This window comes from Bacteroides sp. D55t1_190419_B8, from assembly GCF_015558905.1.
In the GTDB taxonomy this organism is placed as follows: domain Bacteria; phylum Bacteroidota; class Bacteroidia; order Bacteroidales; family Bacteroidaceae; genus Bacteroides; species Bacteroides vicugnae.
Genome location: NZ_JADMOU010000017.1, coordinates 1 through 24,966, shown reverse-complemented (window position 1 = coordinate 24,966; position 24,966 = coordinate 1). Strand labels below are relative to the sequence as shown.

The following is a 24,966-nucleotide window of genomic DNA, read 5'->3' as shown; positions in this document are numbered from 1 at the left end:
AAACACATCATCAGTCATGAAATCGATTAAAGAGCTATACAGGATAGGCACAGGACCTTCCAGTAGCCACACTATGGGACCGCGCAAAGCTGCCGAAATGTTTTTGGAACGTCATCAGGATGCTGCATCTTTTAAAGTCACCCTTTACGGCAGTTTAGCCGCTACCGGTAAAGGACACATGACGGATGTAGCCATTATAGACACCTTACAGCCCACTGCACCAGTAGAAATTGTATGGCAACCCAAAGTCTTTCTACCGTTCCATCCGAACGGAATGACATTTGCGGCTTTGGATAACAATAATAAAGTGCTTGAGAACTGGACTGTTTACAGTATTGGTGGCGGTGCACTGGCAGAAAATAATGATAATCCAACTATCGAAAGCCCCGATGTATATGGCATGGAAAACATGACCGAAATACTCCAATGGTGTGAGGATACCGGAAAAAGTTATTGGGAATACGTGAAGGAATGTGAGGAAGAAGATATATGGGATTACCTGGCTGAAGTATGGGGCACCATGAAAGATGCCATTCACCGTGGACTGGAAGCGGAAGGAGTACTTCCCGGCCCACTAAATCTTAGACGAAAAGCCTCCACCTATTATATACGCGCTACCGGATACAAACAATCCCTGCAATCCAGAGGACTTGTCTTTTCTTATGCTTTGGCAGTAAGTGAAGAAAATGCTTCCGGTGGAAAAATAGTGACCGCTCCTACCTGTGGTTCCTGCGGAGTGATGCCTGCCGTACTATATCATCTCCAGAAAAGCCGTGATTTCAGTGATATGCGCATTCTACGTGCATTAGCCACTGCCGGATTGTTTGGCAACATTGTCAAATTCAATGCATCTATTTCCGGAGCAGAAGTAGGTTGCCAGGGAGAAGTAGGCGTTGCCTGCGCAATGGCTTCGGCTGCCGCCAATCAATTATTTGGAGGTAGCCCTGCACAAATTGAGTATGCAGCAGAAATGGGATTGGAGCACCATCTGGGAATGACTTGCGACCCGGTATGCGGATTGGTACAAATTCCCTGTATCGAACGAAATGCATACGCTGCCGCACGTGCGCTGGATGCAAATCTTTATTCAGCTTTCACCGATGGTATGCACCGTGTCTCTTTCGATAAAGTAGTGCAAGTAATGAAACAGACCGGACACGACCTTCCATCACTTTACAAAGAAACAAGTGAAGGAGGATTAGCTAAGGATTATAAACAAATGTAATTATAAAAAACAACGGGCTATTCCTTTCATAGAAATAGCCCGTTTTGATTTTTATGATTAAAAACTATTCAGTCGGCGGCCAATTTGTATCATCTCCATTGCTAATATCTTTTTCATGTAACAATCCGCCTTCCTGTGAGAAATAAAGCGCATAGCGTTGACTACCTTGCTTCACCTGAATCACAGATTCCATCGGATTTTGTGGAAAAGTCAACACATACACATCCGTCACTACCCATGCATTATATTTAGAATCCATGAAAGCGGTGTAAACAGCCGGTACGAGCTGATCTATGCTATTCAGTTCATTTTCCGTCATCACCCAATTGGCATTAGCATCAAACCAGACCTCCAGTTCGTCATTGCTTACCCAGCAGTCAGCTACATAATAGGCACCTTTCATCTCCCATTCTACATTCTGGGCAGCCGGATATACCTGTTTTAAAGCTTCTGTAATATTACTGGGCGGAACAAAAGTATCATCATCGTCATTATCACATGCGCCAAACAAAAGAGCAGTCATCATCAATACCACTGCCCAAGCGCCAAACTTAAATCTCCACATAGCTATCTTCTTGTTTAGGTCTATTATCACAAATCTTCAATTAATCATCAGCCTTGATAAACTTTCCCTTCTTATCAAACTTGAAAGAAAGTCCGGTAGACAATTCTATTTCATATCCTTTACGGTCACGTTCCACTTTGGTCACTCCCTCATTTACAAAATTATGAGACTTCAAATAATTGACAGCAAATCCCGGAATAATACTAACAGGAACAACCTGTCCTTTCTTTGCACTTACTTCTTCCCAGTTGCCTTTACTGTCAAAATCAATTTCCGTACCATCCATCAATACCACTTCATACTTGGTAGACTCCATCATATCCTTATCAATCTTGATATGAGCCACCTCTGGTTTCGTAAAATTGCTATTGATAAAATTACGTGCCGGAAGCGGTAACTGATTCATGTCTTTTGTAATCACATCTTTTGCGAATGAGAATTGTACGGCTACAATAGCCAACACAAGTAAAGATAGAATTTTCTTCATAATCGTTATTCTTTTAGCGTTAATACTATACTTTCGTTTCATACAGCAAATAACGATACAGATTCTGGAAAGATTTAGGAATCATGCAAGTTTGCTCTTTTTTTGTATTCTTTAACCATCTATTCTATCTTCCACTCTCCTATGGTGCAACGTTCTCTGTCAAAGCTAACAGCAACCTTCACTATTGGCAATCCACATAAAGCAAAGCGTTCAGGATAATTCTTCAAGTCAATTTGTCCCATCGCTTCATTCGCATTCTTATCCAGTTTCAATTCCATTACATATAAGGTAGTTTTGGTACGCAATACCATATCCACACGACCGCGGGGAGTACGCACTTCCACATCAACATAGTTACCCAACAAACTGAATATGATATAAAACATCTGTTGATAATGCCCCTCATATCGGGTGTTGTCGCAGTAAGGAATAGTAGACAAAAATGTTTGTAGACGACGCAACGCCGCATCCATATCACCATTCCGAATATCACGGGAGAGATAAGCCACCATCGTGGTAGTTTCCCGCGTTTTGCTGGCGACATAATTGGGCAAAAGACTCTTCATCAAACCCAACCGCACTTCCTTGTTGGGAATATCCAGTGTATACAAATCCAGAGTTTTATCATAATCCTTTATCGTGATATAACCACTCTGATATAATAACGGGATAATATCAGTCATTGTTTCAGTAGGAGCATCGAAGGCAGAAACCTCTGCATGATTATTCCCGATTTCAGAAGGTTCTACATTGAATTTTTTCAGCATTTGTATCAAATATGTAGGCGTACCGCTACCAAACCAATAAGAATTAAACTTTCCATCCGCAAAGGCATTAAGCAAACTGAATGGGTTATATATATCAGGAGATGGATAAGTGAAATGATAACCATCGTAGTTTTCTTTCAATTTCTGCACTACTTCTTCAGATGAAATCTCCATTTTTATAGCCAAGTTATCTATATCCTCTCTCATTTGGATAAGCATCTCATCTTCTGTAATGCCACAAATAGCAGCATAAGGCTCATCCATACTAATATTTTTAATATTATTCAGCTCACTAAAAATACTAAGTTGAGAAAACTTCGTTATACCAGTCAGGAATACATAACGCAGATAAGGGTCGCAAGCCTTTAACGGACTATAAAAATTACGCATGATATTGCGCAATATACCCAAATTTTCATGTTCATGCGCCACATCTAGCAAAGGAGCATCATATTCATCAATAAGCACGACTACTTTCCTACCAGTTTGTTCATAAGCACGTTTTATCAATCCCATCAAGCGTTGATTAGGATTGACCTCTTCCTCCATTTTTCCATAGATTTCTTCATAATTGAATAATTTCAAATTCAATTCCTGAAGCAATTGTTCCTTATCTACATGTTTGGCAGTACTCATATCAAAATGGAGCACCGGATACTCTATCCACTCTTTCTCCAGTTTCTCTATAGCTAACCCATGAAACAATTCCTTGCGCCCGGAAAAATAGCTATGTAGCGTGGAAGTCAGCAATGACTTCCCAAAACGTCGAGGACGGCTCAAAAACATATATTTAGAAGAGGAATGTGTCATCCGATAAACATATTCCGTTTTATCAATATAAAGATAATTCCCTTCTTGTATTTCAGAGAATGTTTGTATCCCAATTGGGTACAATTTTTGCAAATCTTCCATATCTGTTAGTTTTGTTACAAAGCTACAAAAAAATATCAGATTTGCATTGATAATGCTCACTTCTTCTGCACACCAACCCCTTAAAACGCAATATACCAACGATCCTCACAGACAGTTGGTATATTTCACATATAGATACATATCAGCGTTTAAACCGATATGAGGGTCAAGTTAGAAATATACCGCTGTATTATTTCCAACCCGCATCATGTAGGGATTTCATGAGTTCATCATGAATCTAGGGACCTACATATTCTTTTATATTTATAGTTTGTGATTCATTTTTAAATATCAACGATCTTCACAGACAGTTGATATAGTGGGAAATTCACATCGGCTTTAACCTCCGATGTCAGGGCGTAGATTAGAAATGCACCGTCGTACTATTCCTAATCCACAATGTAGGAGAATCATGCCTTTACAGCATGAAGCTAGGGACCTACATTTCTTTCATCTCACATACAAACACTCTTCGTGTTAATTACATCTCAACATTTATTTTATACATACAATAATCATTCGACTGGTAAATACTACCTTTTGTACACAACCGCATATTAGCGCAACCTCCCAAACATTTCTCCGCATAAACGCATGTTATACAAAAGCCTGTCATTTTATCTAAAGAAAAATGCCTGCGCCATGTAAAAGAATTCGGGTCATTCCATATATCAACGACAGAATGAGTTCGGATATTCCCTTCAGTAAACTGCGGATCTCTAATAGAAAGACAACCTACAATATCTCCGTTGTGGCGAATACCCAAAGAATTTATACCAGCGTTACATCCATCCCAAACGGGAAATTCTTTACACTGATAAGCCATCTGTCGGGACAATATTTCTTTTTTAGAATAGTAACCAATTGTATCAGCTAAAAATACCTTCGGATAACCTTCCTCCAAATTTTTCTGATAACTGAAATCCACAATCTTTTCTATGTCATCAGCAGGAAGCATCCAGTCTTTATGTTTGGCCAGTCTTCCAGATGACACACCCAATTGCAATTGCCAGCTCATGACACCCACTTTTTGCAAATCCTCATAAAGTTGTGGCAGAGAAGACAAGTTCTGTTTCACGATAGTTGTATTAACAGCAGTACAAATTCCAGCTTCATTTAATATTTGGAGCACATCCATACACTGTTGATAACAATCACAGTTTCTCATTCGGTTATGAAGTTCGCAATTCCCGTCAATGCTAACACCTATGATGTTGATATTCGATTCAACCAGTTTTTCCACTACATAGGGCGTTATCAGTGTACCATTGGTTATAATCCTCAGTTTTACATCATAAGAAGAAATTCTTTTAACCAGAATTTCCCAATCCTTTCTCATAAAAGGTTCCCCACCCGTCAGAACAAAGACAGCAGGACGCAGTTTCATCACCTCATCTATTAATACAAGACTTTCCTCCGTAGTTAATTCGTCAGCAATGCTTGTTGTACAAGCCGAACCGCAATGTTCACACCTTAAGTTACAGCCCATCGTAACTTCCCAAGCCACTTCCTCTAAAACATACTTATCTTTCATTATATAACCACCTTTTTCTTTACGTAAAAGATCTTTCCTTCTGAATAAGCTGTCAATTCAATGCTGCTAAGACTTTTATTCACCTCTATATTTTTAGAACCCTCTTCAGTTTCCAATTCCCCTCCCTCAGAAAGCTCAAGATAGACGGCATTTTCAGTTTTCCACCTAACATTCACTATTTTCTTTTCCTCGGAAGGAGTAGGTTCCGGTCCCGGGCACATATAAGGTTTCGTAGTGACAGGTGTTAAAGGCATTTTTTTTATCGATTCTAAAGTAACGAACCCGTCACACCCAAGCTCTATATCACCGATTGTTCCTCTAACCACTGATGCGGAAAACTCCAATATTTCAGGTTGCTTTATCTCTTTTTTAGTCAAAGGAACTTTTACTTCTTCAACCACAGCTTGATACTTATTTTCTATGATGATATAAGCATGGAGGACCACAGAAATTTCAACTGTCCCTAGCTGGTCATTACAATGTATTTCCTCGAAAGAAAAAGTCATAGTACTCCCCTTTCGTAGAACCTTTTCAGAATAAAAGTTCCAAGAAAGAGTACCGTAAGGTCTAAATTCCCAGCCACTTGGTTGCACTACACGGACACTTTGATACTCTTCCGTCAATTCATCCTTTCCGCTTCCGTAAGGAATTGACACATCTATACCGGATGCCACACCTTGTAGCAGAGAAATGCCAAAGTCTATATCATAAGAAGCAGACTGCACAGATAATGAAAAAGACTGTCCTTCGGCAGAAACTGCCATTATATCCGGCTGCATATTGCATTGGACATATTTACCACAAATACCCATAACGTTAAATTAACGTATCACAATCACATATTCGCCAACTAATACCGGATTGAGCGGTATAGCTGTAAATTCATCTTTCCATAAACGGCATACCCTTTCCGTATGTTGTGAAGAAAATGCATTTAATCTCTTCGCCTCTTCCATTTCATTGAAAGGAACATCATAATATAAATGAATTACTACTTTAGATCCTTCTGTTGGCTGTATCTGACTTGTAGTAGGGTATAACATCACAGAGATTTCCGTAAAAAATCCCGGTTGAAAGTTAAAGTTACCAACGATAATATTATGCTGTTTAAGTGAATTCCTTGACAAAAATATTTCTTTCCCTTTACTATCCGTCCGACTAGATTGTATTTGAATATCCCAATCATCTAACTTTTCACTTTCTACATCAAGCATCCAGTTGTCTCCAGTATAAAGAGTACCAACAGGTACATTCAGATTTATCTTGGCAGATACCATTGGAAAGTTCGGATTATAAGTGAGCTGCGCTATATTACGCTCTGCCCATAGGAGATTATTCTGTATAATGGAAGCCATATATATAGGACTTATACTTGATGGTATCGGATTGGGGTATTTATCCGAAAACATCCTGGCGATAAAGCAATACTCATCGCCAGCTATCGGGCTTTTAGGCAGTTCCCATACGAAAGGAGCCGCTGTCACACCGATCTCATCCGGTTTCATCGGTGGAATGTAATTGATTTTATCTTCACAGTTATCCACTTTTATAGCCTTCCAATTTGAAGGCCAGCATATAAGGCTTGCATTGGTGTAATATAGTTGCACCTGCATATCTGTTTTTTCTTCCGCCCTGTTTTTGCAACGTACATAAAAATAGTTATTCATATTTTCAACAGGAATTTCTTCAGACATTGTTGCATAGCTGTCCGGTTGTTTTAATATTTCCTGATAGTTGGCTACGGCATGTACTCCTGCACACCAAATATCTGGTGATAGTGCAATATTTCCCGTAGCGGGAATTTCTCCCTGATTTTCTAAATTAGGGCGCATAAATGGTGTTTTTACAAATTCATTCATAATCTTTATTTGTTAAGTTAATGTAATTTATATAAACTAGATATTAGAATTTAATCATAAGTAATATCAGAAGCAGTGCAAGCAGGCACAGCAATGCTAGAAATGACTTCCACCCCACCGATAATCTTATACATGACAGGCTTAGGAGCATCACCAATAGTTAGAAAATACGACATTTCCGTAATAGAACCAATACATTCTGCCGCAAATGCGCTAGCTGTCATTTCACTTTTTCTTTCTACATAACCCCATATTGAAATTGCAAGATGTCCCACACCATACGCTCCTGCCCAAAAGCTTCCCGAATGTGTTCCTTTTCCCAAAATGTCAGTTTTGCGTTGCTTATAAAAGGTAAAAAACATATCCATCGCTACCCCCACTCCGAAAAAAGCCCACGACGTCCAAGTAAATTCAACCGAATCTGTTGATAATAATGGCAAACACGATATGAACCAAATCAGTTCTGCACCAATCGTTACATAATCAAAAAGTGTAGGTCCTATAGAAGCGGATACTTTGACAAAATTATCCATACTGCATACGAGATAAAGAACGCCACTGGATACACAAGAAAGAACTTGCAAAAGAACACTACTTGTGCTATTCAAACCCATCACACTTTTCCGCATCAATATAGATTTGATATATTCTATGAAATTCTCCACATCTTTATCGCTATTAAATGGCAAACTCTTTCCTTTCGCTTTATATATCAATACTGTAGGTAAAGCAAGGAACGTACATAATAAATCCAGAAGAGTTAGTTTATCTCCACATATCCCCTTATAGAATGATGTAAAAAATGGAATTTTTATTTCACTTATAAAGATTTTGCTTGCGAGTTTCATTATGGTTTTCATCAAATCGAACACACCGGATATAATGGCAGACATCCCGGAAAAGATGAGCTGAATAATTCCACGTAGTGCGGATAGCAGTCCGCATAACAAAGAAGAAAGTAATGTGTCTATATCCGTAAAAGCTTTTTGGAAGTAATCCAGTGATTCCTTGAAATGAGGATTATCTGAAATGTCCGTACAAAACTTCTTCACCAGATTAAATAACTCATCAAACGGTCCGGCATTTTCCTCTAATATCTGACACAAAGAAATCGTAAGCTCTTGCATATTGTTATTTTCCAATCTCGATTGCAAGGGGTTATTACTCATCGCATAAGATATAGAAGAATCTTCCGCCGGAACTGTGTTCTGCATATATTTGTCGAAGGACAGATTAGCGTCCAATTGAGATATTAGCTCTTCCAATGCTTTGTCTATCTCTCCTTTACCTAGTTCCAACTGAGTAAGTAATGCCTGTTTGAGGCTTTCCGCCATTTCGGGTAGTTGAGCGAAAAACATAGTCATTAATCCATTAAACGCTCGTTTCGTTCTCATCACATCCTTCCAAATAAACAAAGAAGCCAACCATACGAATATGGTGAGAAAGAATATGGCAATAGCTGCAAATATAGTTTCTACAAAATGGAATACTTCCTGCACAACCTTTATCACAGCATCAAAAATCATTTTGACACCATTCAATACAAATTCCACAACCATTTTCACTCCGTCCACAATCCATTTTACGACAGTCACAATACCTTTTACCACTGAGCGGCAAAAGTCGCGTATCTTTTTCAACCACTTAGGAAGTTTCTTTCCTCCCGAACGTTGCATCATCCGGTTCATTTCCAACTGCGCTTCCTCCTTTGTCAGACTCATATATACAGGATGCCCGCTTTCAAATGTCATACCCCATACCGGAAGATCGTCTGTCGGGACTACTCTAGAGACATCCAATAGTTGCGAACGTTTCATCAGTCTCACCTCCTCCATCCGGGGCTTTATTTTCATTACATCCAAGAGCCCCTTTGCCAAATTATCAGCATCCTGCTTGTTACGGAACTTATCGGGTAGAAACGGGGTAACCGTGCCTTTCATTGAATCCGTTTGTTTGGCATCCAGCAACTTCTGCGATGTAATGGCAGACAAGTCATCATGCACTCCGGCAAACTGGGAAAGGACGATAACCTCCTCGTCAGTATGGTATTCGTTGGATAAAGAGGCATACACCACCGGGACATCCAGTCCATTAGTATATTGCTTGAAAGAAATTTTACCTTGTGCGTCCGTCCTTATTTTAGCTTGTATATCCGTATCCAGTTTCAGTATGCCTTGCGAAGTTTCAATGTAGGTACGTGCTTCTGCCCATAATGTGACCTCCATATCCGGCAGAGCAACGAGTCTATTGTCAGAATGAGTAAAAGTTAACTCTGTAGAGTAACACGGCATTCTTTTTACTTCTCCTTCTTCCGGAAGTTGTAATGTACTTTCCACCCACGTGACTCCACCCTGATTCTCCAGTGTATGAATCAAACCGTCCTCTTGTAGTACATAATAAAGACGTTGGCATTTAGGGTTATAGTTGAATGTCGAGAAAGAGCTTTCCTTGTCTAAGATTGCTACCTCGTCTGTCGTATTTTCTGTCTCGTCTTTCGTCAGTTCGATATAAGCTAAACTGCCTCCGCTTAATGCCATAGACACCTTCCCTGCCTCATTCTGATATACTGAGCAGAACGCATAATTGCCTCTTTCTGCCAAAGCGGATACACTTGCCACGCCTTGTTGTTGGTCGATACATATCTCTACAGGCAGGTTTCCGGCAGTTCCATGCAACAGAAGGAAAACAGTATCAGTAGAAGGTACAAATATCTGTTTTACAGAATCTCCTGCATCCGGCAGATCCAATCTGCATGAATACCTGATCCGATCTTCCGTAACGGAATAAGATGTATAGGTAGTAGACGCGCATTCCACATTTAACTCCTTCATCGTTTTTCCGGAGAATGTTAGTATGGGAGATGAGAACGATGAGGGTATCAAACGAGCAATGGCATTTGTATCCCATTCTTGATAACTTACCCAGAAACTTTTCATATCCGCAGTCTCAGTCACTACACCCAATACGAAATCTTTCTCTTTTTCAAATGGTAGAATGAGCAATTTCTCGACTCTAAGAAAGTTTAACGGATGGACGAATGGCACAGACTCGGCTTCCGTAAAATTTCCGCTATGAGGCATTTGCTCTTTGACATGCCAAACTTTGTTTTCATGTATAGCAAACAAATGTAGTATTTCGTCTCTATCAAATGCGGCTACTAATGACTTACCATATAGCTCCACCAAACAGCTATTGAACATGCCGTGACCGCCATGTACAGTAGTCATTATTACCCCGCCTTTTTCAGTATTACATAAAAGCACATCGTATTCGTCTTCATTTGAAACGACTACCATCTCAGTGATTTTCATGTCTTTACTCCAAACGGACTTTATACCTTCGTCGCGTACATCAAGTGCTTCCATCAATTTGGTGGCACTTTTTAATTGGAATTTCTCTCCTTTTAATGTTTTTATAGTATCCATAATTAGTATGTTGGGTTTTGATCGATATATAAACAACGTTAACATTAAGATAAGCAGAAGCAATATAAAATATAGAGTTAAATCCATATAATGAGTACGTACTTACATCTCAACATTTATTTTATATCACTTATATTTTCGTTAGCATTCATTCTTTAATTATTAAGCAACACTCTTTTTATACTTACTTGCCTTTAAAAAGTGAAAATTATAACTGTTTATAAATCTCATTAGCAGCTTCCTGTTCTTTCCCTATTGTAAAGCATTCTACCACTCTTCTCCTTGCAGCATCCGCATATTGTTTTCTCAACAAATCATCCTGCAATAGTTTATCTATGGCCGATGCATATTTTTTACTATCTGAATTATCAACCTCAATTCCTGTTACACCACTTAATGAGACCCAATTAACCCCCGATCCTTCAATATGAAAAGTAACAGCAGGACATCTACAATACATTGCTTCGGCAAGTGCAAGTCCAAAAGCTTCATTTTTTGTAATAGAAGGAAAAGCAAACACATCTGCTGCGTGAAGATAACAGCGCAAATCATCATTACTTAAACGACCTACAAAACTAACTCGCTCCAAATTTGCTTTAGCTTTCAATTCTTCAGTCAAAGGACCTTGCCCGGCTATAACAATATGGCAATCTGTAGTTACATATTTTTCCGCTTCAATCAAATACCTTAAGCCTTTATATTCCACATGGCGACCTACAAAAAAGATCAGCCTTTTATTATGATATTTTTTATGAATATCTTTTATCCTCATCTTATCATTACACTGTAAATCAAGACGATGAATATTTATTCCATTAGCCATAACCTTCACTTTTTGCAGAAATGGTTTCAAAGGTAATGAAGCATCCCTATACTGTGAACTTGTCACAATAATACTATCTGCACGCTCTAATAACTGATGTTCATTACCTCTTACTAATGGGTATATATATTTCTGTTTTGTAATATCCAAATGCCAATGAATAATCAACTTTGTACTTGCAGGAATCAATCTAACCAATAGAAATGCAACAAAAGGATTAGGATGATGAAAATGTACAATATCTGGTTGCCAAGACTGTATATTTCTTTTCAAATAATAATAGTAAAGAAGAGAACATGATTGACTTGCCACTTTTATAAAACACCCAATTCGTAGAACCTGTATACCGTTAATTTTACTACAAACAGTCCTATTAGAATCATTAAAACATATAACCCGATTTTCATATTCTTTCAATCCCTCCACAATATCCTGACAAACTGATTCAGTACCACCAAGATATGGATAATAATACTTAGAGATATGAAGTACTCTCTTTTTTCTACTATCTTCCATTAAATATCAAGATTCTATTATTTTTAAGAATTTGTTTCACCTGAGAATCCATCACACCCAATTTGATAAACACTTTTTCCAGTCAACAAGAACATAATCAGTCAAAATGAATTAATACACTCTTTTAAAACTATACATTAGATGCTACCCAGTCAACACTATAAATCGATATAGGGATGACACTAATATTCAAACTGTGTTTTAATAAATCTTTTAATAACTGCTTCTAATAAAAAAAATCTTTTCGTCAGAATTTTGTAAAAAAATGAATTGTTTGACTTTTCAGAGGAAGTAGAAACATTCCCTCCATGCCTTCTATAACACATGAGGACTTCTTCGGAGAAATATACACTTCGATGATATTTGAATAACCAATACATACCAATCCAATAATCATGTGCCACTATATTTTCAGGAAAAGGCAAACACTCTATCAACACCTTTCTATTAAAAGCCATACAGCAACCTAGAAATCTCGTTTTATAGAAATTATATAGAAAGCGATTAGAAGTATGCAAGTTTTCAAAATATTTCTTATTCAAAGACTCACCTTTATAATCTACTAATAAAGCATTATGAACCACCATGTCATACTGTTGTAGAAAGTAAAGACAGCGTTCTATCTTATTCGATTCCCAAATATCATCTTGATCAGAAAGGAATATAAAATTACCAGAAACATAACGCAAAGCATTTTCAAAATTTCCAATAAATCCATGTTTTTGTGTGTTACATATCATTTTAATACGCCAGTCCTGGAAATCATTTATAATTCGCAAAGTTTCATCCGTACTTCCATCATCAGAAATAATTAATTCGTCTTCTGTTGTCAGTTGTTTCAATATGGACTCTATTTGCTGTTTTATAAACTTTTCACCATTATACACAGCCATACACACACTGACTCTAACCATTCTTTATCACCCTCCTTAAAAAATGATAAAATACAGAAATACAATAAGGTATATATCCCAAAAAAGTATTAATAATATATTTTCGATCTTTATCAAAACATACATCACGATGCTTAACACAACTTCCCGCATCATTAAACCAAGTAATAATTTGGTTTAGATATTCAAAAGGGTATTTTGAAAACAATATTATATTATATTGATAATCGGCAAAAAGCGAATACTTCACATCATAATTATAATTTTTATAAATCGACTTTGGATAAAATAAAGCTTGGTGGGGTATATTTTTTATAGCCAATTTATAACGATTATATTTCCCTCCATAAATGTCCTTGCTAACATAACGATACACATCTCCATGGTATACACAAACACGATTTATTTGCATTTGAGGCACAATATCCTGCAATACATGAAATGAGATTAAATGATCATCTCCTCCTAAAAAGAGAACAAAATCACCATTAGCTTGTCTTAATCCTTTGTTCATTGCATCATAAATTCCATCATCTTTTTCACTAACCCAAAAAGATATTCGATCTGCATATTTTCTAATTATTTCAATTGTACCGTCAGTACTTTTTCCATCAATAATAATATACTCAATAGATGTATAATTCTGATTGATAACTGAAAGAATTGTCTCTTCAATTGTCTTAACACAATTAAAGGAGACCGTTATGATACTAATTAACGGGCTTTTATTATTTTCCATGTTTTACATTATATGAATAAAAATAAAATACGAAAAGAAATGTTATAGGGAATTCTAAATATCTTTCATTAGACTGAAGTAATAGAAAAGCCAAAAATAACCACAAAGGGGATACACTAAAACTCATTCGTTTTATAGAATGGTATACTTGGAACAAAAAAACAAATGCCCAAATAAATCCCATAGATGCAAAACCATAAATAAGTCCATTACTACAAGCTACATTGCCTAAGGCTTCGGATCTCTTCCAAAAATCAATAGTACCTAATCCATATCCCCAATATGGACGTTCTAATGCCATCTGCCACATAGCTAATATATCTAATGTTCTACTTACTTTGGATACACTTGTTTTTTCAGAAAAGAGCTTATCATATACTGTTTCGCTATTCAAAATAGCTACTATTACACATAAAAAAGAGACAAAGATTAATGGATAAAGCCAATGCTTAGTCCTCTTTTTCATAGGTAGTTTCCATACACATGCACATAGAAATAGTAGAAACACAATATATCCACCAGTAGAAAAAGTCAAAATTACCCCTATTAATATCACAATTAATTTGACTAATAACCCTTTCTCCCATCTCCAAGACCTTACCTCATCAATATGTAACCACAGAATGATATTTAAAATAATTTGACATGCACCCGGTTCGTGCCAAATTCCCGCAAATCGACCAAAATGATTGGGCCAACCAATTGAATAAATAAAAAACATCTCATAATCAGTTGAAACATGAAGAACTGTCAGAGGTAATAGATCTATTTCTGTCAACAGAAACACGGGAATGCCTAATAAAACTATCCCAAAAACGACATTAGTTAAAAGACGCCTAAAATAATAGAAATCATATCGAGAAATAACCAAATAAGAAGCAAACATTACTACAAGATAGCCTACTATCGAATTTTCTTTAGGAGGACTATAAAAAAAGACCATTCCTAATCCACATAGAAAAAAAACAAATAAACAATAACGAAATGATTTATTCTTAACACCAAAAGGAATACGGGATTTATATATGAAACTATTAATAACAGCAATAATCAAAAAAAATATAAATGCGACTCCTGGAGTAACATACTGAAACCATACAATTGTTCCCGTAGTAAAAATAAAGACAAGAGCAACAAAATAATCCCATATGTACTGTTTTCTTCTTGTTAATATCATAATTCTCTATAATACAAATATCCTGTTACCTGTTAGCAAATTTTCTTCAAGCATATACCTTTTAAAAAAAACGTTCTTCAAGACACAGATGATTTTAATATATATCTAATTGTATCATACTTTTTCTGTAATTAACATCAGCCTTTCATTGCTTTAATAATCCTATCAGCAACTGTATCCCAAGAGTATTCATTGATATACCAATCTCTCTTATTCTTTACATTTTGTTTTATACGTTCATCACAAAGCAATTGATTCATTAAATTAGCTAATTCATCTACATCATCCTTATCCAATAAATACCCAGTCTCGCCATTCTCTATAAAATAAGGCATTTCATAAACATTACGACCAATGCATGGAAGACCAAAAGTCAAAGCTTCAATAAAAACGAGTCCATATGCTTCAAAATATGAAGGCATAACAAAAACATCACATAAATTGAATAATGTTGCTAGTTTTTGAGAATCACAATCACCCATAAAATAATACCCGCTAACCTTATTCTTAGGAAAAGGATTAGTAGAGGGACCTGCAACATAAAATTCGACATCAGGACGTATTCTTTTTAAGTGACAAAAAGCATCATAACACAACAGACCGCCTTTACGACGAAAATCCCTCCCTACAAATAACAATTTATTACCTTCCTTTTTTTCGTAATCTATAAGTGTTTTATCCAAGTTAATGCCACCTCCAACATGATGAACTTTAGAAGAAGAAACCCCACAGCGGTCCACCAAATCATTTGCTAGCCATTTTCCCATAGTATAAATACCACTACATTTCAGATAATACTCATTCTGAATTAACACTCTGCGTTCAATAGCTTTAATAGATAAATGCCCAAAAGCTGAAACGGCAAAAACATTAGGAATATATTTAGCCATATATTCAATATACGAAACTGAAAGATCTTGATATATATAGGTCTTCAGATGAGATGAATCAAATAAAACTTCTGCAAATTGAAGCACTTGTCCTTCTTCAGTATTACATATTACTCTACGAGCATAGTTCCTTTGTCTTTTAATTTTTGCTATCCCCATATCAAACAAGCTCCAAATCCTCCCACCTACACGTTCTATAAAGTTTTTATTTAGATTAATGTCTTTAACTAATGCCTTTCGTAATAAAGCAGTATAAAGCCCCCAATTTGTACCAGACCAAGTCTTAGGTTTATTTTTCAACCATTCAACCAAAAAATATATTTTCAAATTTGACATATCATTTCACTATTTTCCACATAAAACTATAGCGACATTGCAACTAGCACTATAACGATTATAATTATTATTCAATACAAATATCAAAGCTTCAATAAAAAGCTAGCCCATCTGCTCCAAAATATAAAGGTATAACGAAAAGCACCATAACACAACAAACCACCCTTATGAGGCAAATTCCTCCTTACAGTAACAATAGATATTAATGGATTATTCATTATAAATCATGATTTATAAATTTAATCACTTTACATGGATTTCCGGCAGCAATACAATCAGGCGGTATTGATTTAGTAACTACACTTCCTCCCCCAATTACACTTCGTGCACCGATAGTTACTCCTTTTAATATGATACAACGAGTCCCAATGAGAACATCATCTTCTATCACAATCGGAGCCGTTTTTGCCGTTAATGCATCTTTTGATATTTGACCTATTTGTTCCTTCGAGGCTCTTATACGATAATCCAAATTATGTGCATCCGAATCCATAAGAATACAATCTCCCCCCACTTTTACACGGCTTCCTATCGTGATACGTTCTTTGGCCCAAACACAAGGTGATGACAACCCAGTATCGTCACCAATCTCAATGACAGATGTAGGATATTCTAAACATATACTTGCACGTATATTACGACATAACGGATTAAATGACTCACCACTTGTTATTACTAAATTTTGTCCAATCGTCATTTGTGCTTCTGTATGTTTACTAAGATATATCACATTGTAAACTTTCATACCTGCCCCAAACTCTATATCATTCATCCAAAACTTTATCTTATTCCATTGGATATGAAATTCCATTCGAAGTCTCTTCAGTAAACGACACAACTTGTATACAAATTTCTTCAACATCATTAATGTATAAATACTATCAGTTTAAACCTTTAGTTTTCTTGTAAGCACTCATGTATAGCTATAATATCCACAAAAGTATTGTAACCCACATTGAGTTATATATTGATTGACAATTAAGTTCTTTTTTAATATTCATTCTTTTATAGACGCGACAACCATGGCATAGGATAAACTTTATTACTATACCACCAGACACCCAACATTATAACTAAGGAGCCCAAAACTAGACTATATTTTATACCATCAGCTCCTATTGTTTTTACGAGTAAAAAAGTCAGTAATAGCTGAAAAATACTACCAAGAAATGTTACTAGTCCTAATCCAAATGTCTTTTTCACAGTATATGGATACTGAATGACTAGTCCATAAAATGAATATATTGTAGATGATAATATTATCCATGGTATGTATTGGAATGAAGCAGCATATTGTTCACTCAAAATATAATGAACCACAAGCCAACATAGAATAATAACAAGAAAACACAACACACAGAAAACGCCCCCTAATTTATATGACAATTTTACGAGAAACTTTTTTTCCTCACGTTCATTTTCCGGAGTCATCTTAGATAACCTTTTTTGTAATTCTGGAACATAAGCATTGCTGAAAGATGTGTTAAATAAAGCATAAACCGCCCCAAAACTTAAGGCCATTGAATAAATTCCATTAATATTAAGCCCACAATATGTTGTAAGAATAATTTTATCCATACCACTTTTAATCCAAAAAGATAAAGAATGTGGTAAAAGAGGTATTCCAAATTGCACTAAAGTCTTTTGAATATTAAGCTCTATTTTAAATATTAAATATCCTCTCTTGTATAATAAATACAGATGAATAAAAGACATAATAGATATTGCTACAACATAACTTAGAATTTTCCCCAATGCTTGTTGGTTATATCCTACCACCAAAATAACAAGTAACCCAACATACAAAATCACCTGTCCTATTTGCAATTTTGCAAAACTAATAGGACTATCTTCCATCTTATATAAAATGAAGTTCACATTGTTAGCAAGCATACAAAAGCTACTCAATACAGTAAGCAACTGTAATGATAGTCCTATATGTAGATAACCTTCTATTATATTAGTACAGAAAAGAATAATTATTGCAAGAATTACATTAACTAGTAAAACTAGAAAAAGTAAATTACTAACTAATATAGAAACTTCCTTTTTTGTCCTTTCATAGTAGAAATATGGCAGTGAATTAACAAGTACCTGACCAGCCAGTAAGATGATAATATTTTGAAGAACATCAAAATTAGCAGCAATACCTAATTCTGAAGGCACAATAAAATAAGAAACAATAGGTAATACTATAAAAGAAATAGATTTAGTTATACCATCAGTTACAGTATATATGGCTGTTAGCTTAAATATAGGGTGCTGCAAGAAGCTTTTTATTCTATTCCTAAAAATATGCATGACTCATTATAAGGTTAAACATCAAAGGTTGAGAAAAAATTCCGATAAGAAAGCCTTACTTCGCGAACAGAGCATAAATCGTCAAATAAACTATTAACTTCAAAATTTCCTTCATCATAAACATCTACAATTTCTTCCGGCTTACTGAAAATTAATCCTGCCTTAATATCACGATATTTATCCTCTATACTTTGATTTGAATATCTTATAATTTCATGCCTCAAAAATATTAACTCTGTAAATACAGTAGAACTTCCCACAATTGAAAAATCAACCATATTTGCATACTCAATCATATCAATGCCTTTGATAACATTGCCTATATAGTGACTTGGATCCACTACATCTTTAAAAAAATCTTCTTTATAGTTAGGATGTAATTTAAGATAGTACTTAAATCCTTTCGTTCGAGATAAATTATTAGCGGCATTTATTAAAACAATATTTTCATCTATATAATCAGGATGTCCAATAACGACACCAAAAATATCATTATTGGGCTTCATAGATTGATTCCAGTGTTCTTTAGCTGCATATCCTATAATACCTAGTACTGGTAATCTTGATTCCTCAACTCCAGACATTATGGCTTCTCTCTTTGTGTAATTATTCCAACATAACAGAAAATCACTTTTAAATGTACGTAATTCAATCCCACAATTAATTTCCGTATCTTCACGATATGAAATAAATTGTCCATGTTGTAAAGAGGCCGTTTTTATGTTTCTAAGTCGAAATATTTCTTCCCAAAAACTATCCTCTATCAGTGAATCGTAGAACGATACAAATAAACTATAGTCCCGGACTTGTATATTTTCATCAATATAAGCTAACACTTGATGCAAGTATGCCAATCTATTAAGTATAATCAATTTCTGTATAAACGATATATTTCGTTTTCTAAATGATAAAAACCAGTATGACATATTTCGCAAAATATTAATTGTATGTATAATATTAAACGTTCTATGAGATTTTCCTAAAATAACGGTTTTATTCAATATCAAATCACCTACAATATGTAATCTATCTATATTCGTTCTTCTATCACAACAAGTGCATAGAAGCAAAATGCCTTTTTCACTCTTTACCTCAATATTATAGCAAGGCGCTTTTGGGAAAAACAAGGAATAAAAGAAATCTAATACGCTACTTATCTTAGTACGTGTTCCAAATTCGTCACATTGGAAATATAAAGAAAGTCTGCCAAAAATAAAATTCCATCTTACACTGGGAAATCCCTTGAAAGCGATCCCATTTAAACTCGAAAACAATTTTGTAGTATTCATTTTCATTCAGTCAGAATATCCACTGACACTAATCAATCTAATAAATTCTTTGCTTCAATAATTGTTTTGATATAAATCTGCTCTGCAACAAAAAAATCCAAAGGAGTATCTATATCAATAGCCTCTATGTCAGTAGTTCTTATAAACTGAGGGGTTTTTCCTATTATATTCCGGTATCTTATCAAATCACTCTTATTTATTAAGGTAAAACCAAAGTTCAAAGCTTCAATATCTGGCAAATTTTGACTATTGGGTGCATTTAAAGGATTATAATTTATTGCTTTCCCATCTAACCACATAAATTCTTTAATCACTGAAACTGTTGATAAACAATCAAACTCATTATCTTCTTTAAACATATTTATAGCAGCCTCCATCGTCTCTATCTTAATAAAAGGAGAAGTCACTGGACAATATGCAAATATTTCGGTATCAGTAGTCTGCCCCAAATGTTCAAAAAATTCGCTTCCTGTACATCTTGAAGAAGCATAATAATCTTCTCTACGATGAAATGAAACACCCATTTCTTGCGCTATCTCAATTGCTTGTTCCGAATCTGTATTGACTATAATTTCATCAATCCCCTCAACCCTTTTAAGGTTTTCTATTTTTATTGCCAAAAGATTAGATCCAGCAAAGGAACGCAAATTTTTATCAACAACTCTTTGAGAACCCTTTCTAATAGGAATAACTGCTGTAATTTTTTTCATAATTTTAAATCGCTCATTATCGTCCAATTAGCACCCCTTAAAAAACTTATTTCTTTAAAGACAGACACCAAACGGACTTAGTTTATTATATTTTACACCTCATTCAAAACATGCGATAAATGGATATTAAATTTTATATATTTTATAGCACAAAATCATTTCTCATCTTAATATGCATTCTTCTCCCCAACAACCACATTCGCCACAGTCTTATAAATAATATATAAATCAAGCAATAGCGTCCAATGCTCCATATACCAAATATCAGCCTTAACACGTTCCTCCATCTGTGATAGTTCTCTTGTTTCACCACGGAAACCATGTGTTTGCGCCCAACCGGTTACCCCCGGTTTAATGAAGTGCCTCACCATATATTTATCAATCAACCGGGCATAAGTCTCTGTATGAGACAACATGTGGGGACGAGGCCCTACTATTGACATTTCACCTTTAAAAACATTTATAAACTGGGGAAGCTCGTCAATGTTAGAGCGTCGAAGAAAATCTCCAAAACGAGTTTTTCGGGGATCATCAACAGTTGCCTGTTTGCTATCCGCCTCTTTATTCACTTTCATGGAACGAAATTTATAGCACTTGAAATCCACACCACTCAAACCCGTTCTCATTTGTTTAAAAAATATAGGACCAGGAGAAGTTAATTTAATAATACTCCCCACAATGAGATAAACAAAAGGAAAAATAGTAATCAAAAAAATTCCTGATAACACAATATCAAATACCCGTTTTAACACACGGTTTTCCATTTTACTAAGTGGTTCATATCTCAAATTCAAAATCGGCATATTACCAACCATACTATGCCAAATACGTCGGGGAAAACCTTTACAAACATTAGGAACACCATGAAAATAGAGCAAATGATTCTCACAATAATTCATTATAGAAAAATTATATCGTCCCTGCTCCATTGACAATGAACAAAATACATGTTTTATAGATGTTTTTCCAGACATAAAATCAGTAAAACCATCAGGACTACCTAAGTAAGGACATTGAGATGAAAAAGCATCGTTAGGCCCAATATCGAAATACCCTACTACCTCATAAATAGATGCCAGAGAACTCTCCATTTCTTCATATAACATCTGCATATTATTACCTCCACCTATAAAAACAGCATAACGTTTGTGTTTACCCTTGGCACAATAACCAATCAGTGAATGACGAATGATAATTCGATAAATACTTAAAATAATAAAGAGAATAAAAAAATAAATAACAAAAAAGAGAGGAGAAAGGATAGAAATCCCACTAAAAGTCATAATACATGCCCAAAAAACGGAAAATGTTATTATATTTTTTAGAACACGTAATACAAGCTGATCCGGACGAATCTCTCTACTATCCCAAGCTTTTCCACGAGACACAGAACATGCTAGATAGCAGAGACTAAGCGAAGTCATCATTAAGGAGGTAGTACAAGAGAAAGGTGAATAAATGAATACTTTTTCCCAAAAGAATAGGAATTGAAACAAACAAAAACTCAGAATGATCAGATCACCTAAAACGGCAATTAGTTCTACTACTTTATTTATTTGATTAGTTGACGCCATATCACTTAACTAATGAATATTAAGCTCGGATATCTTTAATTTTATTCAGAAAGTCTTCTCCCAAAAAATTCCAAAATATGACAACACAAATAGATAAGAAGATAAATGCCAGAACATATATTTTTTTACTGATCCCCGAAGGTTTCAATGGCACCACAGCAGGCTCTACAACAGCGAATACAGGCTTTTCTTCCTGAACTTTAGCTCTGGCAACTTGAAGTTGATTTGCAACCTGACTGTAAACCTGATAAGCCAACCCCATATCATTCTGCAACCGTTCCTGTTCAGCGCGCACACTCTGCAAAATGATATTATCATGAGAATCTATATAGTTAGCATACTCCTTTTGAGCTATATAATACTCTTGCTGACGTTCTTTAAATAATTTCTCCAAATAAGAACAATCCTCTTTTGCTTTGGATGTACGATAATCTATGATGTATCCCTGCAATTTCTTCACAACAGAATCAGCAATTACTGCGGCAACTTTAGGATTCTGTAAGGTTACAACAACCGTGGTCATAGACGTTTTCTTATCTATAGTAGCAGTAACCATTTTCTTTAAAGTTTTGATTTTCTTCGACTCACTTTTAGATAATTCAATTATGCCCTGATTAGTTCTATTAGAAAATACAGATTCATCCTCTTCAGCAAATAATGACTGTACTCCATCAATTGCCATACCAGGAAGCCCCATTAAATAACTCCACCAAGGAAGAGATTCTTCATCCAAATAAGTATTTAAAGTCATAGTTTCATCTTCCATTCCTGTTATTTTCATTGTAGAAAGTTCCAACAAAAAAGGGGTGGAGGAAACAATATCAGCAGATAAAGAAGTATTCAAAGCATCAGTACCGTCACTCATAGCAATGTCACTTCCCAAGAAAGAAGCTGCCAAGCCAGATAGACCACCACCTTTATTATTACCCATCTCTGGAGAAAGAGTCACTTCAACTGAGTACTGTTTAGGAATACTTATTGCTATAATAATACCAATCACCAAACCAATGCCAGCAGCTTTATAAATCACCTTACGAATACCTATAATCTTACGAAGAATACCCATCAGATCGATTTCGATCTCTTCAGTCGCACGATTATTCTGTTCCTGTTTTATTTCTTTCTCAAATTCCCCTTCTATCATAGTGGTATAAGCTGTTATCTTTTATTTCTTAATCAGATTAGCAATAGATGCAACCATCATTCCCAAAGTACTGAATGTAGTAGCATAACCTAGAATATTACCCATATTAGTCTTCTTCTTAGCTTTACTAGGCACAATTATTTCACACCCTGGTTCGATTTGTTTCTTACCACTACCTTTCACTTTAGTTACCTGACCGTTCATATAAACTATAAATTTCTTACTCTTCTTTGCATTTTCAGAATAACCACCTGCTTGATTTAGGTAATAATCTATATTCTGCCCCTCTATATAAGAAACTGTATTCGGAACCATCACAGCACCATTAATCGTAACCGTATTATTATTTTTAGGAATAGAAATCACATCACCCTCACGCAAAACAATATCTGCTGTACTTCCAGGATTCGCGAGTGCCTTTTCCAAGTCAATGCCTACACTAAAGGTATCTTCCACACGGACACCCAAAGAGTCCATCATAGCTTCACCCAACTGTCGACTCATCAAGCGGATCACATCACCCATGCGTTTCTTTTCACTTGCATTGGCCACACGAGTCAGTTTGGCACCACGTAAGTAGGCATAATTCGTTGCACCTCCCGCTTTATTAATTAAGTCCGAAAGACGTTCTTCACGGCTAGTCATAGCATAAGAACCTCCGAACAGAATTTCACCTTCAACAACTACATTCTGTTGAGCCTGATAACCCGGACTACGACGTACATAAACTTCATCATAAGGTTGAAGTACAAAGCCGGGAGTGCCATCCACTATAAAACCTTCTTTCAGGGAGAATGTATATATCTGGCCGATAGTATCGTTATCTACTGTACTACGCGGATTCTTAATTCTACGGGATACATCTACACGGACTACAGAAGCGGCTTCACGCAATCCACCTGCTTGAATGATCAAGTCTTCAAGGGTCATGTTATCCGCATAAGGATAAGAATCCGGTTTGGCTACTTCACCGTGGATTACGACGTTGCCCCTGTCTTCCAGGTCATGAATACTCGGAATATAAAGAATGTCGTTTTTCATCAGGATGATGTTTTGAGAAGTACCGTCCATGATAGCCTTAATGTCTACCGGAACAACTTCGGTAGTCAAGTCCTCACGCTGGCGGTAGAGAACGGCACGGTTTAAGAAGGCATCACCGGTCAGGCCTTGAGCTTCGTTTACCAGTTCACGGACTGTATTCAGTTTTCCATTCAGCTGGTAGATGCCGGGACGATAAACGGCTCCACGGATTTCTAGTTTGTTGATGAAGCGGTTAAGGATGGCTTCGGCGGTCACAACATCACCGTTTCGCATTTTATAGACACTATAGTCAAGGTCTTTGACTGTGTTTACTTCATATTCCTGTCCGTTCTGGCGTACGACACGTAAGGAACGGGTGTAGGCGTCGGCTTCAAAGCCACCGGCATAGCTGATAAGAGTGGATAGGCTTTCATCCTTTTTCATTTCGAAACGCATTGGGCGTTTCACTTTTCCGTCGATCTTAACCAATACGTCATAGGCGGGGACTATTACTACATCCCCTTCCTGAAGGCGGATGTCATCCTGAATGTTTCCTTTCATGATAAATTGGTAGACGTCGATCGTGGCGATATTTTTGCCGTTACGTACCAGCTGCACATTGCGAAGGCTTCCTATGTCACTGACTCCACCAGCACGATAAAGCGCATGGAAGACTGTGGCAAAAGAAGAGAGGGAGTAAGTACCCGGTTGGACAACCTCACCCATTACATTGATCTGGATAGTACGTATGCTGCCCAAAGTCAGACGGATGTCAGAGGT

Annotated in this window: 20 protein-coding genes; 1 reads left to right on the top strand and 19 read right to left on the bottom strand. The window is 36.1% G+C overall.

Features of this window, described 5'->3' with window-relative positions; all coding sequences use genetic code 11:
• Nucleotides 1–16: 16 nt before the first annotated feature.
• The gene (locus I2I13_RS14900; protein WP_074557704.1) at nucleotides 17–1,225 is read left to right on the top strand and encodes an L-serine ammonia-lyase; all 1,209 of its coding nucleotides are present in this window, start codon (nucleotides 17–19) and stop codon (nucleotides 1,223–1,225) included.
• Nucleotides 1,226–1,289: 64 nt separating this feature from the next.
• Here I2I13_RS14900 and I2I13_RS14895 read toward each other — a convergent pair whose 3' ends face one another.
• The 19 genes from I2I13_RS14895 to I2I13_RS14805 all read right to left on the bottom strand — a co-directional run.
• Nucleotides 1,290–1,790: a PepSY-like domain-containing protein gene (locus tag I2I13_RS14895; protein ID WP_148365908.1), complete on the bottom strand. Its 501-nt coding sequence runs from the start codon at nucleotides 1,788–1,790 to the stop codon at nucleotides 1,290–1,292.
• Between the two features lie 40 nt (nucleotides 1,791–1,830).
• A complete protein-coding gene (locus tag I2I13_RS14890) occupies nucleotides 1,831–2,277 on the bottom strand; it encodes a PepSY-like domain-containing protein (protein ID WP_148365906.1) in 447 nt (148 codons plus the stop codon).
• A gap of 119 nt (nucleotides 2,278–2,396) precedes the next feature.
• The gene (locus tag I2I13_RS14885) at nucleotides 2,397–3,956 is read right to left on the bottom strand and encodes an ATP-binding protein (RefSeq protein WP_195649855.1); all 1,560 of its coding nucleotides are present in this window, start codon (nucleotides 3,954–3,956) and stop codon (nucleotides 2,397–2,399) included.
• A gap of 481 nt (nucleotides 3,957–4,437) precedes the next feature.
• Nucleotides 4,438–5,490 (bottom strand): radical SAM/SPASM domain-containing protein, encoded by a 1,053-nt coding sequence (locus I2I13_RS14880; RefSeq protein ID WP_195649854.1) that lies wholly within the window; start codon nucleotides 5,488–5,490, stop codon nucleotides 4,438–4,440.
• On the bottom strand, nucleotides 5,490–6,302 hold the full coding sequence (locus I2I13_RS14875) for a hypothetical protein (RefSeq protein ID WP_195649853.1): 813 nt from the start codon (nucleotides 6,300–6,302) through the stop codon (nucleotides 5,490–5,492). The genes I2I13_RS14880 and I2I13_RS14875 overlap by 1 nt, the downstream gene beginning before the upstream one ends.
• 9 nt (nucleotides 6,303–6,311) lie before the next feature.
• Nucleotides 6,312–7,349 (bottom strand): hypothetical protein, encoded by a 1,038-nt coding sequence (locus I2I13_RS14870; protein ID WP_195649852.1) that lies wholly within the window; start codon nucleotides 7,347–7,349, stop codon nucleotides 6,312–6,314.
• 50 nt (nucleotides 7,350–7,399) lie between these two features.
• A complete protein-coding gene (locus I2I13_RS14865) occupies nucleotides 7,400–10,774 on the bottom strand; it encodes a hypothetical protein (protein WP_195649851.1) in 3,375 nt (1,124 codons plus the stop codon).
• Nucleotides 10,775–10,982: 208 nt separating this feature from the next.
• Nucleotides 10,983–12,113: a glycosyltransferase gene (locus I2I13_RS14860; protein ID WP_195649850.1), complete on the bottom strand. Its 1,131-nt coding sequence runs from the start codon at nucleotides 12,111–12,113 to the stop codon at nucleotides 10,983–10,985.
• A gap of 182 nt (nucleotides 12,114–12,295) precedes the next feature.
• Nucleotides 12,296–13,006, bottom strand: a complete 711-nt coding sequence (locus I2I13_RS14855; RefSeq protein WP_195649849.1) for a glycosyltransferase — start codon at nucleotides 13,004–13,006, stop codon at nucleotides 12,296–12,298.
• Between the two features lie 13 nt (nucleotides 13,007–13,019).
• Nucleotides 13,020–13,745, bottom strand: coding sequence for a glycosyltransferase family 2 protein (locus I2I13_RS14850; protein ID WP_195649848.1), 726 nt, complete (start codon nucleotides 13,743–13,745; stop codon nucleotides 13,020–13,022).
• A complete protein-coding gene (locus I2I13_RS14845; RefSeq protein WP_195649847.1) occupies nucleotides 13,735–14,922 on the bottom strand; it encodes an O-antigen ligase in 1,188 nt (395 codons plus the stop codon). The genes I2I13_RS14850 and I2I13_RS14845 overlap by 11 nt, the downstream gene beginning before the upstream one ends.
• A 137-nt stretch (nucleotides 14,923–15,059) precedes the next feature.
• Nucleotides 15,060–16,148, bottom strand: a complete 1,089-nt coding sequence (locus I2I13_RS14840) for a glycosyltransferase family 4 protein (RefSeq protein WP_195649846.1) — start codon at nucleotides 16,146–16,148, stop codon at nucleotides 15,060–15,062.
• A gap of 217 nt (nucleotides 16,149–16,365) precedes the next feature.
• A complete protein-coding gene (locus tag I2I13_RS14835) occupies nucleotides 16,366–16,959 on the bottom strand; it encodes an acyltransferase (protein ID WP_229128648.1) in 594 nt (197 codons plus the stop codon).
• A gap of 194 nt (nucleotides 16,960–17,153) precedes the next feature.
• Nucleotides 17,154–18,449: a lipopolysaccharide biosynthesis protein gene (locus I2I13_RS14830; RefSeq protein WP_195649845.1), complete on the bottom strand. Its 1,296-nt coding sequence runs from the start codon at nucleotides 18,447–18,449 to the stop codon at nucleotides 17,154–17,156.
• Nucleotides 18,450–18,463: 14 nt separating this feature from the next.
• Nucleotides 18,464–19,744 carry a hypothetical protein gene (locus I2I13_RS14825; RefSeq protein ID WP_195649844.1) on the bottom strand — a complete coding sequence of 427 codons (1,281 nt, stop codon included), beginning with the start codon at nucleotides 19,742–19,744 and terminating at the stop codon, nucleotides 18,464–18,466.
• A 26-nt stretch (nucleotides 19,745–19,770) separates the two neighbouring features.
• Nucleotides 19,771–20,448, bottom strand: a complete 678-nt coding sequence (locus tag I2I13_RS14820; RefSeq protein ID WP_195649843.1) for a cytidylyltransferase domain-containing protein — start codon at nucleotides 20,446–20,448, stop codon at nucleotides 19,771–19,773.
• A gap of 167 nt (nucleotides 20,449–20,615) precedes the next feature.
• A complete protein-coding gene (locus I2I13_RS14815) occupies nucleotides 20,616–22,022 on the bottom strand; it encodes an undecaprenyl-phosphate glucose phosphotransferase (RefSeq protein WP_195649842.1) in 1,407 nt (468 codons plus the stop codon).
• A gap of 19 nt (nucleotides 22,023–22,041) precedes the next feature.
• Nucleotides 22,042–23,166, bottom strand: coding sequence for a chain-length determining protein (locus I2I13_RS14810; RefSeq protein WP_195649841.1), 1,125 nt, complete (start codon nucleotides 23,164–23,166; stop codon nucleotides 22,042–22,044).
• 21 nt (nucleotides 23,167–23,187) lie between these two features.
• On the bottom strand, nucleotides 23,188–24,966 hold a 1,779-nt coding region (locus I2I13_RS14805; RefSeq protein ID WP_195649840.1), incomplete at its 5' end, for an SLBB domain-containing protein.